The sequence below is a fragment of the Candidimonas nitroreducens genome (assembly GCF_002209565.1).
Classification (GTDB): Bacteria; Pseudomonadota; Gammaproteobacteria; order Burkholderiales; family Burkholderiaceae_B; genus Candidimonas; species Candidimonas nitroreducens.
The window spans coordinates 254,942-272,136 of record NZ_NJIH01000006.1; the positions used below are offsets into that span (position 1 = coordinate 254,942).

Annotated in this window: 12 protein-coding genes; 2 read left to right on the forward strand and 10 right to left on the reverse strand. The window is 66.3% G+C overall.

From position 1 onward, the window contains the following. Positions 1 to 72: 72 nt before the first annotated feature. On the reverse strand, positions 73 to 2,151 hold the full coding sequence (gene ppk1 / locus CEY11_RS11360; protein ID WP_088603505.1) for a polyphosphate kinase 1: 2,079 nt from the start codon (positions 2,149 to 2,151) through the stop codon (positions 73 to 75). 228 nt (positions 2,152 to 2,379) lie between these two features. On the opposite strand from ppk1, the gene ppx reads away from it, so the two are divergent. After that, positions 2,380 to 3,867 (forward strand): exopolyphosphatase, encoded by a 1,488-nt coding sequence (gene ppx, locus CEY11_RS11365; protein ID WP_088603506.1) that lies wholly within the window; start codon positions 2,380 to 2,382, stop codon positions 3,865 to 3,867. Positions 3,868 to 3,970: 103 nt separating this feature from the next. Here ppx and CEY11_RS11370 read toward each other — a convergent pair whose 3' ends face one another. The 5 genes from CEY11_RS11370 to CEY11_RS11390 all read right to left on the reverse strand — a co-directional run bounded on the left by CEY11_RS11370 (position 3,971) and on the right by CEY11_RS11390 (position 9,789). Next, positions 3,971 to 4,774, reverse strand: a complete 804-nt coding sequence (locus CEY11_RS11370) for a GNAT family N-acetyltransferase (RefSeq protein ID WP_088603507.1) — start codon at positions 4,772 to 4,774, stop codon at positions 3,971 to 3,973. 66 nt (positions 4,775 to 4,840) lie between these two features. Next, positions 4,841 to 6,193: a phosphoglucosamine mutase gene (glmM, locus tag CEY11_RS11375; protein ID WP_088603508.1), complete on the reverse strand. Its 1,353-nt coding sequence runs from the start codon at positions 6,191 to 6,193 to the stop codon at positions 4,841 to 4,843. Next, positions 6,190 to 7,029, reverse strand: coding sequence for a dihydropteroate synthase (folP, locus tag CEY11_RS11380; protein ID WP_088603509.1), 840 nt, complete (start codon positions 7,027 to 7,029; stop codon positions 6,190 to 6,192). The genes glmM and folP overlap by 4 nt, the downstream gene beginning before the upstream one ends. 16 nt (positions 7,030 to 7,045) lie before the next feature. Continuing rightward, positions 7,046 to 8,950, reverse strand: coding sequence for an ATP-dependent zinc metalloprotease FtsH (gene ftsH / locus CEY11_RS11385; RefSeq protein ID WP_088603510.1), 1,905 nt, complete (start codon positions 8,948 to 8,950; stop codon positions 7,046 to 7,048). Between the two features lie 167 nt (positions 8,951 to 9,117). Continuing rightward, positions 9,118 to 9,789, reverse strand: coding sequence for an RlmE family RNA methyltransferase (locus CEY11_RS11390; RefSeq protein WP_088603511.1), 672 nt, complete (start codon positions 9,787 to 9,789; stop codon positions 9,118 to 9,120). A 19-nt stretch (positions 9,790 to 9,808) separates the two neighbouring features. Here CEY11_RS11390 and CEY11_RS11395 point away from each other — a divergent pair, with 19 nt between their 5' ends. After that, entirely contained in the window at positions 9,809 to 10,393 is a 585-nt protein-coding gene (locus tag CEY11_RS11395) for a YhbY family RNA-binding protein (RefSeq protein WP_088603512.1), read from the forward strand. A gap of 214 nt (positions 10,394 to 10,607) precedes the next feature. Here the strand turns inward: CEY11_RS11395 and greA are convergent, their stop codons facing one another. From greA to carB, 4 genes are all read right to left on the reverse strand, one after another. After that, positions 10,608 to 11,084: a transcription elongation factor GreA gene (greA, locus tag CEY11_RS11400; RefSeq protein WP_088603513.1), complete on the reverse strand. Its 477-nt coding sequence runs from the start codon at positions 11,082 to 11,084 to the stop codon at positions 10,608 to 10,610. Positions 11,085 to 11,616: 532 nt separating this feature from the next. Continuing rightward, the gene (locus CEY11_RS11405) at positions 11,617 to 12,948 is read right to left on the reverse strand and encodes a solute carrier family 23 protein (RefSeq protein WP_088603514.1); all 1,332 of its coding nucleotides are present in this window, start codon (positions 12,946 to 12,948) and stop codon (positions 11,617 to 11,619) included. 103 nt (positions 12,949 to 13,051) lie between these two features. After that, positions 13,052 to 13,861 carry an SDR family oxidoreductase gene (locus CEY11_RS11410; protein ID WP_088603658.1) on the reverse strand — a complete coding sequence of 270 codons (810 nt, stop codon included), beginning with the start codon at positions 13,859 to 13,861 and terminating at the stop codon, positions 13,052 to 13,054. An 88-nt stretch (positions 13,862 to 13,949) separates the two neighbouring features. After that, positions 13,950 to 17,195, reverse strand: coding sequence for a carbamoyl-phosphate synthase large subunit (gene carB, locus CEY11_RS11415; RefSeq protein ID WP_088603515.1), 3,246 nt, complete (start codon positions 17,193 to 17,195; stop codon positions 13,950 to 13,952).

Genomic DNA, 17,195 nt, shown 5'->3' on the forward strand with positions numbered 1-17,195 from the left:
ACAGACGCCATCCTAGACGCCCGATATGACATGCTTGTGACAAGCTTGCGGCCGCAACGCCGCGCCGCGCGCTCAGGGCCCGAGCGTTTTCATCAAGTACTGATGCAGGTTGAATGCCGCGCCACGGCTGCGCGCGCGCACATAATTGCCGTCGGGCTCTTCGCGCCAGGCCAGCTGATTGTCGCGCAGCGAGTAGCGGAAGGCCTCGGTGATCACACGCTTCTTCAGTTGCGCATCGAGCACCGGGAAGGCCACTTCCACGCGCCGGAAGAAATTGCGATCCATCCAGTCGGCCGAGGCCAGGTAGACCTGCTCGGCGCCGTCGGCATGGAAATAAAAGGCGCGGGAATGCTCGAGGAAGCGCCCGATGATCGAACGCACCTGGATGTTTTCCGACAGGCCCGGCACGCCGGCCCGCAGCGCGCAGGCGCCGCGCACGATCAGGTCGATGCCTACGCCCGCCTGGCTGGCCTTGTAGAGCTCGTCGATGACCACGGGCTCGAGCAGCGAGTTCATCTTGGCCATGATGCGCGCCTTCTTGCCCGCCCTGGCGTTGATCGCCTCGGCGCGAATCAGCGCCACGATGGTCTCGTGCAGGGTAAAGGGCGACTGCAGCAGCGTCTTCAGCGGCCGGCGCGCGCCCAGCCCGGTCAGCAGCGAAAACACCTTGTCCATGTCTTCGCAGATTTTAGGGTTGGCGGTAAGCAGCCCGAAATCGGTGTACAGCGTGCTGGTGCGCAGGTGATAGTTGCCGGTGCCCAAGTGCCCATAGCGGCGGATGCGGCCCTGCTCGCGGCGCAGCACCAGCGCCATCTTGGCGTGCGTCTTGTGCGCCACCACACCGTAGCTGACGTGGGCGCCCACGGCTTCGAGCTTGGCCGCCCAGTTGATGTTGGTCTGCTCGTCGAAGCGCGCCATCAGTTCCACCACCACCGTGACTTCCTTGCCGGCCTTGGCCGCGTTCAGCAGCAGCAGCATGAGCTCGGAATCTTCGCCGGTGCGGTAGATGGTCTGCTTGATGGCCACCACGTCAGGGTCGCGCGCGGCCGCCGTCAGGAAGCTGATCACCGGCTGGAACGACTGGTAGGGATGATGCAGCAGGTGGTCGCGCTGCGCGATGATGCCGAACAAGGCCTTGGGGTCGGGCGGCTCGCCCAGTCCATCGAAGGGCGCCGGCACCTTCGGCCGGTATTCCGGAAACAATAGATCGGGGCGCCGCACCGCGCTGCACAGCTGCACCAGGCGCGACAGATTCACCGGCCCGATGACGCGGTAGGTGTCGCGCGCCTCGAGCGAAAATTCACGCTGCAGAAAGCTTTCGAGATCTTCGGGCATCAGATGGTCGATCTCGAGACGTACCGCGGCGCCGAAGTTGCGCTGCGACAGCTCGCCCTGCAGCGCCTGGCGCAGATTGGTGATTTCTTCCTCGTCGACGAACAAGTCGCTGTTGCGCGTGACCCGCCACTGGTGGCAGCCGCGGATCTCCAGGCCCGGGAACAGCTCACCGACGAAGGCGCCGATCAGGGCCGTCAGCAGCACATAGCCGTCGGGGATGCCGGCTATGTCCGGCGGCACGCGGATCAGGCGCGGCAGCGCCCGCGGCGCCTGCACCACGGCAATCGAGGCGCGCCGCCCGAACGCGTCCTGGCCGGACAGCGAGACGATGAAATTCAGGCTTTTGTTGTAGACGCGCGGAAACGGATGCGCCGGATCCAGGCCTATGGGCGTGAGCATGGGCATGACGTCCTGCTCGAAGGTCTGGTGCGCCCAGGCGCGCAAGGCGTCTGTCCAGCCGGCCGGTTCGAGCAGGCCTATGCCCTCGGCCAGGAGACACGGCAGTATTTCGCCCATCAGCAGCAGGTTCTGGCGCTCTACCAACTGGTGCGCGGCACGCTGCACCAGGTCGAAGGCTTCGTTGGGCGTATGGCCGTCGCCGCCCACCAGCGTCGAATTCTGGCGCTGCTGCTCTTTCAGGCTGGAAATACGGATCTCGAAGAATTCGTCGAGATTGGAGCTGACGATGCACACGTAGCGCAGCCGCTCGAGTAGCGGCGTGCCGTCGCTCTCGGCCTGGGCGAGCACCCTATCGTTGAATTTCAGCAGGGACAGTTCGCGGTTCAGCAGGCTTGGTTCGGAAACATCCGGAGACATACAGCTATCCTATACCTCAGTACATTACACCATCTTCGAGGTTTTTCCTTTTACGCCCTATTTTCTTCACTATTGTGACAGTCTAAGAGATTACGCGGCTTCTGCCCACTTTCCGCACACTTCTTGACTCAGGCACGGCTATTTTGCGTGTCGGCAAGCCGACACCGCCCGCGCGGCGGACGCAGATCCTTATAATTGCCGCATTTCCGCCACCGGACTCCGGAAGACATGGATCAATTACTCGCCGCGGTCGACCTCGGCTCGAACAGTTTCCGACTGTCCATAGGCCGGGTCGTACAGCACGAAGGCAGCGCCCAGATCTATGCCGTCGACCGCCTCAAAGAGTCGGTGCGCCTGGCCGCCGGCCTGGGCTCCGACAAGATGCTCGACCAGGACGCCATGGATCGCGCCGTCGCCGTGCTCAAGCGCTTCGGCGAACGCATCGCGGGCTTTCACCCGAACCGCGTGCGCGCCGTGGCCACCAATACTTTCCGCGTGGCGCGCAACGCCGCGCAATTGCTGCCGCGCGCCGAGGCCGCCCTGGGCTTTCCCATCGAGGTCATTTCGGGGCAGGAAGAGGCGCGGCTGATCTTTTCCGGCGTAGCCAACGAACTGCCGCCCTCGCCCAACAAGCGCCTGGTGATCGACATCGGCGGCGGCTCCACCGAAGTGATCATCGGCCGCGGCTACGAGCCGCTGCGCATGGCGTCCTTGTACCTGGGCTGTGTCAGCTATGCGCAGGCCTATTTTCCCGACGGCCGCGTAACGGCCGCGCGCATGGAGCAGGCGCAACTGGCCGCACGCCGCGAGTTCGAGACTATTTCGTGGCCGTACCGCAAGACCGGCTGGCAAGAGGCCTACGGATCTTCGGGCACGGCCAAGGGCCTGTATGCCGTCCTGACCGAGGGCGGCATGTCGAGCAAGGGCATCACGCAGCAAGGGCTGGAAAAGCTGCGCGCCAAGCTGATACGCGACGGCCGCGTGCTGATCGACGAACTGCCCGGGCTCAAGCCGGATCGCGCGCCAGTACTGGCCGCGGGCCTGGCGATCATGCTGGCCGCATTCGACGAACTGCACATCAAGCTGATGCGCACCGGCGACGGCGCGCTGCGCATGGGCGTGCTGTACGACCTGCTGGGCCGCGATTCCGACCAAGACAAGCGCGAACAGACCGTCCATCAATTCATCAAGCGCTACCACATCGACATGCTGCAGGCCAACCGCGTGCGCGGACTGGCCCTGCATTTCTTCGAACAGCTCGACCTACCCGAAGACGAACGCCCCGACCTGGCCCGCGCGCTGGAATGGGCCGCGGAGCTGCACGAAACCGGCCTGTCGATCGCCCACGCCGACTATCACAAGCACAGCGCCTACATCCTCGGGCATGCCGACATGCCGGGCTTCTCGAATGACGGACAGGCCCTGCTGGCGTGGCTGGCGCTGGGCCACCAGGGCAAGCTGAACAAGCTGCGCGCGCACGAATCCACGCGCGCGCAATGGCTGACGCTGCTGTGCCTGCGGCTGGCGGTGCTCTTGTCGCGGCGCCGCGTGGATCTGGAAAAACCGCCCCTGGCCATCGCCGCCGACGCGCGCTGCATACACATACGGGTAAACGGCTCGTGGCTGGCCGAGCATCCCTTGTCGGCCTATACGCTGCGCGGCGAAGTGGCGCAGTGGAACAAGGCCGGATTCGAAATGGCGCTGCAGGAAGCCTGAGAACGATACGGCCGCCGCCAGGGGCTGCGCGCCATGGCAAGGGCCGGCATGAGGCAAAGGGCTGCTTGCGGCAAGGCCGGGCCGCTGCGCCGCGTAGGCAAGCTCAGGCCGCCACGGCCTGCCGGACGTCGAGCCCGAAATGGCGGCGGTAGCGCGCGTCCATGCTGCGCATGTCGAGCAGCACCGGGAAGTCGGCGGTGTTGAAGTCGGGATCCCAGGCCGGCTCGCCGCAAATGGACGCCCCCAGCTTGAGATAGCCCTTGATGAGCGGCGGAATGCGCGCCGGCAGCGCACTGTTCAGGCGTTCGACCGGGTAGCGGCAGCGCGGCGTCACGCGCCGCAGCGCCGGGTCGCCCTGCAGGCGTTCGCGGGCGGCGCGCCAGACTTCGGCGGCCGTCACGCCGTCGTCGCGCAGGCTGACGCTGGCGCAGCCCAGCACATGGCGGGCCCCCACGTCGCGCATCAGGCGGGTAATGCCCGACCACAGCAGCATGATGACCGCGCCGTTGCGATAATCGGCATGGATGCAGGAGCGCCCGACCTCGGCCAGGGAGCCGCGCAGGCGCGCCAGGCCGCCGATGTCGAATTCGGACTCGGAATAATAGCCGCCGGCCTTGCGGGCGTTGGCCGGAGTCAGCATGCGGTAGGTTCCCACCACCCTTCCGGAGGCAATCTCTTTGACCATGAGGTGTTCGCACCAGGCATCGTAGCGGTCGCAATCCAGCCCGTCGACGGAATCGGGAAAGACCGCCGCCATTTCTTCGGTAAAGATGTTGTAGCGCAGCCTCTGGATCGCCTCGAGTTCCTGGCCGGTGCGCGCCAGGCCCATGGCCAGCCCACCCGGGCCGGGCCTGGGCCACGCGGCCCCGCTGGCGGTTTTCTGCGGTAGACGTGCAAGTTCAAGCATAGGAATGACTCCGACAACAATGCACTATTTTGTCCGTCAGATATTACAAGCCATCGACGCTTTACCTTACGCTTTAGCCAGATCCACCGCAACCAGCTGCCGCACGCCACGCTCGGCCAGCGCCGCGTCCTCGGCCTCTACCATGAGGCGCAGCTTGGGCTCGGTGCCCGAAGCGCGGATCAGCACGCGGCCACGGCCGGCCAGTTGGTCTTCGACCGCCGCACGCGCGCGCGCCAGCCCGGCGTGATCTTGCCAGCGCATGCCCGGCGCCAGCGGCACGTTGACCATTTTCTGCGGATACATCTTTAGCTCGGCCACCTGCTCGGCCAGCGTGCGGCCGCTGCGCCGCAGCGCCGTCAGCACCTGCAGCGCCGCGATGATGCCGTCGCCCGTGGTGTGGCAATCCAGGCAGATCAAGTGCCCCGAGCTTTCGCCGCCGTACAGCCAGCCGCGCTCGAGCATGGCCTCCAGCACGTAGCGGTCGCCCACCTTGGCGCGCTCGAAGCTTATGCCCATGTCGCCCATGCGCTTCTCGAAGCCGAAATTGGTCATCAGCGTGCCGACCACGCCTTCGACCCGTTGGCCGTCATCGATGCGGCCGCGCACGATGGCGTAAAGCAGCTCATCGCCGTTGTACAGCCGTCCCGAGCCATCGACCACCTGCAGGCGGTCGGCGTCGCCGTCCAGGGCGATGCCGATGTCGGCGCCGCGGGCCTGCACCTCGGCGGCCAGGGCCTCGGGATGCAGGGCGCCCACGCCCTCGTTGATATTGAAGCCGTCGGGCTGGCAGCCTATGGCGTAGACATCGGCGCCGAGCTCACGAAACACGTGCGGCGCGACGTTGTAGGCGGCGCCGTGCGCCGCATCCACCACGATCTTCATGCCCGACAAGTCGAGCTCATTCGGGAACGTGCTCTTGCAGAATTCGATATAGCGGCCCGCGGCGTCGTCCACGCGCCGGGCCCGGCCCAGCGCCTCGGAGCCGACACAGCCCAAAGGTTCGCTGATGGCGGCCTCGATCTGCTCTTCGATCTCGTCGGGCAGCTTCATGCCCTGGGCCGAGAAAAATTTGATGCCGTTGTCCTGATACGGATTGTGCGAAGCGCTGATGACGATACCCGCAACCAGGCGCAAGGCGCGCGTCAGGTAGGCGATGGCGGGCGTGGGAATAGGCCCGGCCAACAGCACGTCTATGCCGGCGGCGGACAGGCCGGCCTCGAGGGCCGATTCCAGCATGTAGCCGGATATGCGGGTGTCCTTGCCGATCAGCACCGCGGGGCGGCCGCGTTCCGGCGGGCTCAGCCGCGACAGCACGCGCCCGGCCGCATAGCCCAGGCGCAAGGCGAATTCGGCATTGATGGTGGCGCCGCCGACCTCGCCGCGCACGCCGTCGGTGCCGAAATATTTGCGCTGGCTCATGATGACACTCCAAGTTCTACAGCTTTCCAGATTTTGACGGCATCGACCGTGGCCGCCACGTCGTGCACGCGCAGGATCTCGGCGCCGCGGGCCACGGCCGCCAGGGCCGCGGCAATGCTGGCGGCCACCCGTTCGGCGGGCTGGCGGCCGATCACGTGGCCGAGCATGGATTTGCGGGACAGGCCCAGCAACAGGGGGTATTGGCCTATGCGCAGCTCGGCCAGCCGGTTCAGCAGCAGATAGTTCTGCGCCGCGGTCTTGCCGAAGCCGAAGCCGGGGTCGAGCGCGATGCGCTTGGGCTCGATGCCCGCGGCCAGCAACGCATCGAGCCGTTCCTGCAGGAAGCCGCGCACTTCGGCCACCACGTCGCCGTACTGCGGCGCCTGCTGCATGGTGCGCGGCTCGCCCTGCATGTGCATGGCGCACAGGCCGCAGCGCGAGGCGGCCACGGCCTGCAAGGCGCCCGGCTGGCGAAACCCGTAGATGTCGTTGATCATGTCGGCGCCGGCATCCAGCACGCGGCGCATGACCTCGGGCTTGAAAGTGTCCACCGACAGCGGCACGCCCGCGTCGCGCAGCGCTTCCAGCACGGGAAGCAGGCGCCGCAGCTCATTTTCGGCGGACACCGGCTGCGCGCCGGGCCGGGTGGACTCGGCGCCCAGATCGAGCATGTCGGCGCCTTCGGTCACCAGCGCGCGCGCGTGGGCGATGGCGGCGTCCGCCTCCAGGTAGAGCGAACCGTCGGAGAATGAATCGGGGGTCAGGTTGACGATCCCCATGACCAGAGGGCGCTCGAGCCGCAGCTCAAAGCGCCCGCACAGCAAGCTGTTCCCCATCTGGAAGGACGCGTCCTTATACGGGATTGGCCGCCGCGCTGCTGTTGCCGCCCGCCGAGGACAGGCCGGTGGGAGGCGTGGCGCTGTCGGAGGCGTCGGCCGAGGCCTGCGGAACCTTGGGCGGACGGGGCGGCCGGCCGTCCATGATGTCCTGGATCTGGTCGGCGTCGATGGTTTCCCACTCGAGCAAGGCAGCCGCCATGGCTTCCATCTTGTCGCGGTTGTCTTCGATGATCTTGCGCGCCACCGCGTATTGTCCGTCGATGATGCTGCGGATTTCGTGATCAACCTTCTGCATGGTCGCCTCGGACACGTGCGTGGTCTTGGTGACGCTGCGGCCCAGGAAGACCTCGTTCTCGTTTTCGGCGTACACCATGGGGCCGAGCGAATCGGTCATGCCGTAGCGGGTGACGATGTCGCGCGCAATGGCCGTGGCGCGCTCGAAGTCGTTCGAGGCGCCGGTGGTCATCTGGTGCATGAAGACTTCTTCGGCGATGCGGCCGCCGAACAGCACCGCGATGGTGTTGAGCAGGCGCTCTTTATCCATGCTGTAACGATCGCCCTCGGGCAGCTGCATCGTCACGCCCAGCGCGCGGCCGCGCGGAATGATGGTGACCTTGTGCACCGGATCGGTCTTGGGCAGCATGCGCGCCACCAGCGCGTGGCCGGACTCGTGGTAGGCGGTGTTCTTGCGCTCTTCCTCGGGCATGACGATGGAGCGGCGCTCCGCGCCCATGATGATTTTATCTTTGGCCTTTTCGAAGTCGCTCATGTCGACGGTGCGCCCGTTACGGCGCGCCGCGAACAGCGCCGCCTCGTTGACCAGGTTGGCCAGGTCGGCACCCGAGAAGCCGGGTGTGCCGCGCGCCAGCACCATGGCGTCGACATTGGTGGCCAGCGGCACCTTGCGCATATGCACTTTAAGGATCTGCTCGCGCCCGCGTATGTCGGGCAGGTTGACCACCACCTGGCGGTCGAAGCGGCCGGGACGCAACAGCGCCGGGTCGAGCACGTCGGGACGGTTGGTGGCGGCGATGACGATGACGCCCTGCCCCGACTCGAAGCCGTCCATTTCCACCAGCATCTGGTTCAAGGTCTGCTCGCGTTCGTCGTTGCCGCCGCCCAGGCCGGCGCCGCGCTGGCGGCCGACCGCGTCGATTTCATCGATGAAGATGATGCAAGGCGCCTGCTTCTTGGCGTTTTCGAACATGTCGCGCACGCGCGCCGCGCCCACGCCGACGAACATTTCAACGAAGTCGGAACCCGAGATGCTGAAGAACGGCACCTTGGCCTCGCCGGCAATGGCCTTGGCCAGCAGCGTCTTGCCGGTACCGGGCGAGCCCACCATGAGCACGCCGCGCGGAATGCGGCCGCCCAGGCGCTGGAACTTGGTGGGATCGCGCAGGAAATCGACCAGTTCCTGCACGTCTTCCTTGGCCTCATCGCAGCCGGCGACGTCGGCGAAGGTGATGTGGTTGGTGTTTTCGTCGAGCATGCGGGCGCGCGATTTACCGAAGCTGAACGCGCCGCCCTTGCCGCCGCCCTGCATCTGGCGCATGAAGAAGATCCAGACGCCGATCAGCAGCAGCATCGGGAACCAGGAGATGAACAGGCTGGTCAGGAAGGAAGGCTCTTCGCGCGCCTTGCCCGAGACCTGCACGCCGTACTTGACCAGTTCGGGCACCATCCAGAGGTCGCCCGGCGAGGTCAGACTGTAGGGCCTGCCGGCATCGGGCGTGACGTATATGGTATCGCCCTGGATGTCGACCTTGCTGATGCGGCCATCCTTGGCGTCGGTCATGAACTGGGTGTACGTGACCGTGTCGGCCGTGGTGGGGTGGCCGTCGAACTGCTTGAAGACCGTAAACAGCACCAGGGCGATCACCATCCAGATCGCGACCTTGGAAAATGAGTTGTTCAAAGCCAACCTCCTACATATAACTGCGACCCGCCGGGCGCTCTGCGCCCCTGCGGCAACGGGCAAGCGGCACGCAGCCGCACCGGACGGGGACGGCGGCCCGGCACCGCGCCACGAGCGCCACCGCGGCCCCTGGCGCGCAGCGGACACTTTTGCCCATGATCAATGACTCATTCTAACCCGATAGACAAAATCTTGTTCGCCGCACCGGGCTTGAGCCGCTGCCCCACCAGAAAGGTTTCCGCCGACTTGTCGCGCGATGCTTTGGGCTTGCGCTCGACCACCCGTTGGAAATGCTGCTTGAAAGCCTCTACCACTTGTGAAAACCCGCTGCCGTGGAACGCCTTGACCACCAGCGCGCCCTGTGGATCGAGGTGCTGGCAGGCAAATTCCAGCGCCAGTTCGCAAACGTGCTGGATGCGCGCGGAATCCGCCGAGCTCACACCGGACAAGTTGGGGGCCATGTCGGAAATCACAAGGTCGACCTGCTGGCCGCCCAGGCGCCGCTGCAATTCGGCCAGCACTTCGTCCTCACGGAAGTCGCCCTGGATGAACTCGACCCCGGCAATGGGTTCCATGGGCAGCAGATCCAGGGCGACGATGCGCCCGTCCAACTGCCCGCCCGGCCCGACCAGGCGTTCACGCGCCACCTGCGACCAGCTGCCCGGCGCAGCGCCCAGATCCACCACCACATCGCCGCGGCGCATGAGCTTTTCCGTATCGAGGATCTCGATCAGCTTGAAAGCCGCCCGCGCCCGGTAGCCCTTCTGTTGCGCCAATTTGACGTATGGGTCGTTGATATGCTGCTGCACCCACTCTTTCGAGAATTTTTTCTTGGCCATTCCCGTACAATCTCTATATATGGCAAAACTCGACATCACATCCCGGGAGCGCAGCGCCTTGCGCGCGGCTGCCCACCCCTTGCGGCCGGTGGTTCTGATCGGCGACCGCGGCCTGTCGGACTCGGTTCTGAAAGAAATCGACCGCAGCCTGACGGCGCATCAGCTCATCAAGATACGCGCCGGCGGCGAAGACCGCGAGGCGCGCGACGCCATGCTCGAGGCGATCTGCGACGCGCTGTCCTGTGCGCCCGTGCATCACCTGGGCAAGACCCTGATCCTGTACCGGCCCGAACCCGGGGCGCAGGCCGTGCCGGCCCAGGCCGCGCCCGAACCGGCCACACGCGCGCAGCGCAAGCCCTCGCAGCCGCATACGCCCAAGAAGCAGGCGGCCGCAGGGCAAACCCGCACGCGCAGCGCCGAAAAGGCGGAACGCGCCGCCCGCAAGGCGGGGCGCGCCGACACCGCCGCGGCGCCGCCCAAGGCGCGCCGGGCTTCCGCAGCCGCGCAAGCGCCCTCGCACGGCATTCCGCGCCGCCCCGGCAGCGCCTTGTCGCTGCGCGCCGGCGCCCGCCGCGGCCTGAGCCGCAGCGGCCCCAAACGCTGATACGTCCGGCACTGATACGTCCTGCGCCGATACACCTCGCCTGCCGTCCGGCAGGCGTTTTTTTATACAGTGCCCCGCCAGGGCGGATTTCGCCGCCGGCGCGCTATGGCGGCCGCCCACATGACCAGGGCCGGTACGGACGCTTGTGCCCGCACCGGCCCTGGCTTCGCGTCCGGACGCCCGCGCGTCCGGCCGTGCAGCCGTGGATCGGGATTCAGATATAGCTGACCCCCAGCACTTCGTACTCGCGCACACCGGCGGGCGCCTGGACTTCGACGACATCGCCTTCCGCCTTGCCGATGAGCGCGCGAGCCACAGGGCTGGACACCGAGATCTGGTTGGAGCGGATGTCGGCCTCGACATCGCCCACGATCTGGTAGGTGACGCGCTCGCCCGACTCGAGATCTTCGATTTCGACCGTAGCGCCGAAAACCGCCCTGCCCTCGGTGTCCAGTGCCTTGGGATCGATGATCTGGGCATTGGACAGCGTGCCTTCGAGTTCGAGGATACGGCCCTCGATGAAAGCCTGGCGCTCGCGAGCGGCATCGTACTCGGCGTTTTCGGACAGATCGCCCTGGGCGCGGGCCTCGGCTATAGCATTGATGACCTCGGGGCGCTCGACGGTTTTCAAACGATGTAGTTCGGCTTGCAAACGCTCGGCGCCGCGTGCGGTCAAGGGGATCGCAGACATAGCATTCCTGATTCAAAAGTAAAAAGACGCTTCCCACAGAAGCGCCTGGTGAGCTGCATGAGATGGGCAGCGGCATGCGCGGCCCGTTTCGGTATGTGAACGAAGGCTTGGACTTGGCCTGGCGCCTGTTTGCCCGGCTTATGAGCCTGAAGCGAACAGGCCGCCGGGTATGGCGACTAGTTTTCTTTCGTTCAAAATAAATCCCCGGCTCGGTCAGACCCGGGGTTTGAGCCTATTGTCGGCAAAGTTCAAGCAAATTGCAAGCCGCAACAGGGATGATTAGGGTTTTCCCTTATTATATTTAAGTTTTTGAAAAAAAACAAATTTTTTGTCGCTGGGCCACTATTCAGGCACTGGCGAGACACTGGCGGAACCCCGTTGCCGTCTCGCCGGCCGACGCCTCGGGCCGAGCCGGGCCGGGCCGGGCCGGGCCAAGCCACGTCGGGGTACGGCATGCCAATCGAGCGCGGCACGTCAGTCCGGGCCGCGCAGCCTTCCCGACAGGCCGCCGGGCCGAATCGCCATGCCCGGATCAGGAGGCCGCGCGCGCTACGCGGCGTCCCAGGCCCAGCAGCGCGTACAGAATGATGGATCCGAAAGTGGCCGTGCCAATACCGTCGAGCTTGAAGGCGCCGAACTGCAGCGAGAAATTGCCCGCGCCCAGGATCAGGGTGACGGCGGCCACGATCAGATTGCGGTTCTCGCCGAAATCCACCTGATTGACCACCCAGATGCGGGCGCCGGCCACGGCGATCAGGCCGAACACCACCACCGACATGCCGCCCAGCACCGGCGCGGGTATGGTCTGGATCAGCGCGCCGAACTTCGGCGAGAAGCCCAGCAATATGGCGATCAGGCCGGCGATCACGAACACCAGGGTGGAATAAATGCGCGTGACCGTCATGACGCCGATGTTCTCGGCATAAGTGGTGACCCCGGTGCCCCCGACCGAGCCCGAGATCATGGTCGCCACCGCGTCGCCCAGGAAGGCCCGTCCCAGGTAGACGTCGAGGTTGCGGCCGGTCATGGCGCTGACCGCCTTGATGTGGCCCAGGTTCTCGGCCACCAGTATCACCGCCACGGGCGCGATCAGGCCGATGGCGTGGCCGCTGAACACCGGCGCCTCGAAGCGCGGCAGCCCCAGCCATGGGGCGGCGGCGACCGCGGCGAAATCCATGGGCCGGCCCAGCCCCAGCCCGTTGGCGCACACCGCGTACAGCACGCAGGCCAGCAGCAGGCCGATCAGAATCAGCAGGCGCTGCGCCGTGCCGCGCGTATAGACCGCGACACCGCCCACGCACAGCACGGTTACCAGCGCCATCACGGCATCGAAGGTGCTGCCGCCCATCGCGCCCTTGGCGGCAATCGGCGCGAGGTTCAGGCCGATCACGGCGACGATGGAGCCGGTGACCACCGGCGGCATCCAGGCATCGATCCAGCCGGCGGCATCGCCCGCGCGCGAATTGACCCACCAGACCACGCCGCCGATCACGGCGTAGACGGCCCCGCAAACGATGATGGCGCCCAGCGCCACGGGAATATTGGCGTTGTGCCCCGCCCCCGTGTAGCCGGTGACGGCGATCACCCCGCCGATGAAGGCGAAGCTGGAACCCAGGTAGCTGGGCACGCGTCCGCCTACGAACAGGAAGAAGATCAGGGTGCCGATGCCCGACATCAGGATGGCGACATTGGTGTCGAAGCCCATCAGCAGCGGCGCCAGGATGGTGGAGCCGAACATGGCCACCACGTGCTGCGCCCCCATGGCGATGTTCTGCGGCCACGACAGGCACTCGTCGGGCTGAACCACCAGCCCCGTTCCCCCGCCCTGCACCCGGCGCCAGCCGGAAAAATAGCTGTTCGACATGTGTTGTCCTGTTCTTGTTGATGTCTGGCGCCCGGAAAACCGGGCGCAGGCGCAAGTGTACGTTTCGCCCGGGGACGCGGGCAAGGGCTTTGCGGGGCCGGGCCTACGATTGCCGCGGCTTGCGCCCGCGCTGCGCGGCGTAATGATCGTACAGGCGGTCGGGCACCAGGCGCAGCAGGCGCGCCACCCAGGCCATCTGCCAGGGCAGCACAATGTACGAAACCTTGCGGTCTATGGCGCGCACGGCCAGCTCGGCGAAGCGCTCGGCCGGCATGAGGAAGGGCATCTTGTAGGGATTGTGCGCAGTCATGGGCGTGCGGATGAAGCCCGGCGCCAGGGTCACGACGCCCACGCCGCTGCCGTGCAGCTCCACCCGCAGGCTTTCGCAGTAATTGCGCACCGCCGCCTTCGAGGCGCAATACGCACCGGCGCCCGGCAGGCCGCGCACCGCCGCCACGCTGGCGATGCCCACCAGGCGGCCGGAGCCGCGCGCCTTCATGGCCGCAACGAAGGGCTCGAAAGTCGCCACGGTGGCGTTCAAATTGGTGGCGATGATGGCTTCGAAGACCGAGTAGTCTTCGGGCTCTTCGGTCAGGGTGCCGACGCTGATGCCGGCGCTGGCGATGACCACGTCGACCGGCCCGCCCGCAAGAAAATCGGCGGCGGCGGCATGCAGCGCGGCGCGCTCGCGCACGTCGACGGCATAGACGCGGTGGCGCCCCGGCAGCGACTGCGCCAGGGCCTGCAGCGCTTGCTGCCTGCGGCCCAGCAGGCCGAGTTCCGCGCCGCGGCGCGCATACACGGCGGCCAGCGCGGCGCCGATGCCGCTGCTGGCGCCCGTGATGAAGACGCGGCCGGCAGACGGGCCGCGCCCGGCCGCCTCGGCGGCAAAGGCTTCAGCGGCAGCGCCCATGTTCAGCGCCCTGGCCCGGCCCGCCGCAAGGCCGGGCCATAGGAACACAGGAACGAGCCGGCGCCTGCCATTCCGACGGGCCGGCCGGCTAGTGCGCCCGCCGCAGCGAGGCGTGCAGTTCCTGCAGCGGATAGACCTTCAGGCCACCGCCCTGCAGCAGGTACTGCATGCCTTCGACGGCGGCGCTGGCACCGGCGATGGTAGTGAAGAAGGTAACCCGCGATGCCAGCGCATGGGTGCGGATCAGGCGCGAATCGGCAATGGCGTTGCGGCGCTCTTCGACGGTGTTGATGACCAGCGAGATCTCGCCGCTCTTGATCATGTCGACGATGTGCGGACGGCCCTCGGTGACCTTGTTGACCACCTGCACGGGCAGGCCGGCGGCCTCGATCGCCGCGGCGGTGCCGCGCGTAGCCACCACCTTGAAGCCCATTTCCACCAGGCCGCGCGCCACTTTGACCGCACGCGGCTTGTCTTGCGGCTTGACGCTGATGAAGGCCACGCCCGATTCGGGCAGCAGCACGCCGGCGGCAAGCTGCGACTTGACGAAGGCCTCGCCGAAGCTTTCGCCGACGCCCATGACTTCGCCGGTGGACTTCATTTCGGGCCCCAGAATGGTATCGACGCCGGGGAACTTGACGAAGGGGAAGACTGCTTCCTTGACCGCGAAGTACGGCGGGTGCACTTCCGCGCCCAGGCCCTGCTCGGCCAGGGAGCGGCCGGCCATGGCGCGCGCGGCGATCTTGGCCAGTTGCATGCCGGTCGCCTTGGACACGTAGGGCACGGTGCGCGAGGCGCGCGGGTTGACCTCCAGCACGTAGACCTCGCCGTCCTGGATGGCGAACTGCACGTTCATCAGGCCCTTGACCTGCAGGGCGCGGGCCATCAGCGCGGTCTGGCGCTTGATCTCGGCCACGATCTCGGGCGACAGGGAATACGGCGGCAGGCTGCAGGCCGAGTCGCCGGAATGCACGCCGGCCTGCTCGATGTGTTCCATGACGCCGCCGATGAAGACCTGCGCGTCGTCGGCCAGGCAGTCCACGTCGACCTCGGTGGCGTTGTTCAGGAAGCGGTCGAGCAGCACCGGCGAATCGTTGCTGACCTTGACCGCCTCGCGCATGTAGCGCTCGAGGTCTTGCTGCTCGTGCACGATTTCCATGGCGCGCCCGCCCAGCACGTAGCTGGGGCGCACCACCAGCGGGTAGCCGATCTCGGCCGCGTGCGCCAGGGCCTCGCCCTCGGTGCGCGCAGTGCGGTTCAAGGGCTGGCGCAGGCCCAGTTTGTTCAGCAGCTTCTGGAAGCGTTCGCGGTCTTCGGCGACGTCGATGGATTCGGGGCTGGTGCCGATGATGGGCACGCCATTGGCCTCGAGGGCGCGCGCCAGCTTCAGCGGCGTCTGGCCACCGTACTGCACGATCATGCCCACCGGCTTTTCCTTGTGCACGATCTCGAGCACGTCTTCCAGCGTCAGCGGCTCGAAGTACAGGCGGTCGGAAGTGTCGTAGTCGGTGGATACGGTTTCGGGGTTGCAATTGACCATAATGGTCTCGAAACCGTCTTCGCGCAGGGCCAGCGCCGCGTGCACGCAGCAGTAGTCGAATTCGATGCCCTGGCCGATGCGGTTCGGCCCGCCGCCCAGCACGATGATCTTCTTGCGGTCGGTGGGCGCGGCCTCGCATTCCTCTTCATAGGTGGAATACATATAGGCCGTGCGCGTGGGGAATTCCGCGGCGCAGGTGTCGACCCGCTTGTAGACGGGGCGCACGTCGAGCTGGTGGCGCAGCTTGCGCACCTCGGCCTCGGAAGTATCCAGCAGGAAGGCCAGGCGCCGGTCGGAAAAGCCGCGGCGCTTGAGCTGCCAGACCGTGTCGCGGTCGAGGTCGGCCAGCGTCTTCTGTTCCAGGGCCAGTTCGATGTCGACGATTTCCTTGATCTGCGCCAGGAACCACGGATCGATGCGCGTCAGCGCGTGCACTTCTTCAAGGCTGAAGCCCTGTGCGAAGGCATCGCCCACGTACCAGATGCGCTCGGGGCCGGGTTCGCCCAGTTCCACCTGCAGCTTCTCGCGGTCGGTAGTCTTCTGGTTCAGGCCGTCGACGCCGACTTCCAGGCCGCGCAACGCTTTCTGGAAGGATTCCTGGAAGGTGCGGCCGATGGCCATGACTTCGCCCACCGACTTCATTTGCGTGGTCAGGCGCGAGTCGGCCTGCGGGAATTTCTCGAAGGCGAAACGCGGCACCTTGGTGACCACGTAGTCGATGGTGGGCTCGAACGAGGTCGGGGTGGCCCCGCCGGTGATTTCGTTGCGCAGCTCGTCCAGCGTGTAGCCCACGGCCAGCTTGGCCGCCACCTTGGCGATGGGAAAGCCGGTGGCCTTGGAGGCCAGGGCCGAGGAGCGCGACACGCGCGGGTTCATTTCGATGACGATCATGCGCCCGTTCTGCGGATTGACCGCGAACTGCACGTTCGAACCGCCCGTGTCGACGCCGATCTCGCGCAGCACCGCGATCGAGGCGTCGCGCATGATCTGGTATTCCTTGTCGGTCAGCGTCTGCGCCGGCGCCACCGTGATCGAGTCGCCGGTGTGCACGCCCATGGGGTCGAGGTTCTCGATCGAGCAGACGATAATGCAGTTGTCGGCCCGGTCGCGCACCACTTCCATTTCGAATTCTTTCCAGCCCAGCAGCGACTCTTCGATCAGCAGCTCGTTGGTAGGCGAGGCGTCCAGGCCGCGGCGGCAGATGGCCTCGAATTCTTCGGGGTTGTAGGCGATGCCGCCGCCCGTGCCGCCGAGCGTGAAGCTGGGGCGTATCACCACCGGAAACCCGGCACCCGAGATCTGCTCGGCAATGCGCCGCTGCACCTCCCAGGCCTCGTCCATGGTGTGCGCCACGCCGGACTTGGCCGATTCCAGGCCGATCTCGGTCATGGCCAGCTTGAATTTCTGGCGGTCTTCGGCCTTCTCGATGGCGTGCTCATTGGCGCCGATGAGCTCGACGCCGTACTTTTCCAGCACGCCGTGGTGCGCCAGGTCGAGCGCGCAATTCAGCGCGGTCTGGCCGCCCATGGTGGGCAGCAGCGCGTCGGGACGTTCGCGCTCGATGATCTTTTCCAGCGCCTTCCATGTGATGGGCTCGATGTAGGTGACATCGGCCGTCTCCGGGTCGGTCATGATGGTGGCCGGATTGCTGTTGACCAGAATGGTGCGGAAGCCTTCGGCCTTCAGGGCCTTGCAGGCCTGGGCCCCGGAGTAATCGAATTCGCAGGCCTGGCCGATGATGATCGGCCCTGCGCCGATGATGAGTATGCTTTTTATGTCTGTACGCTTGGGCAT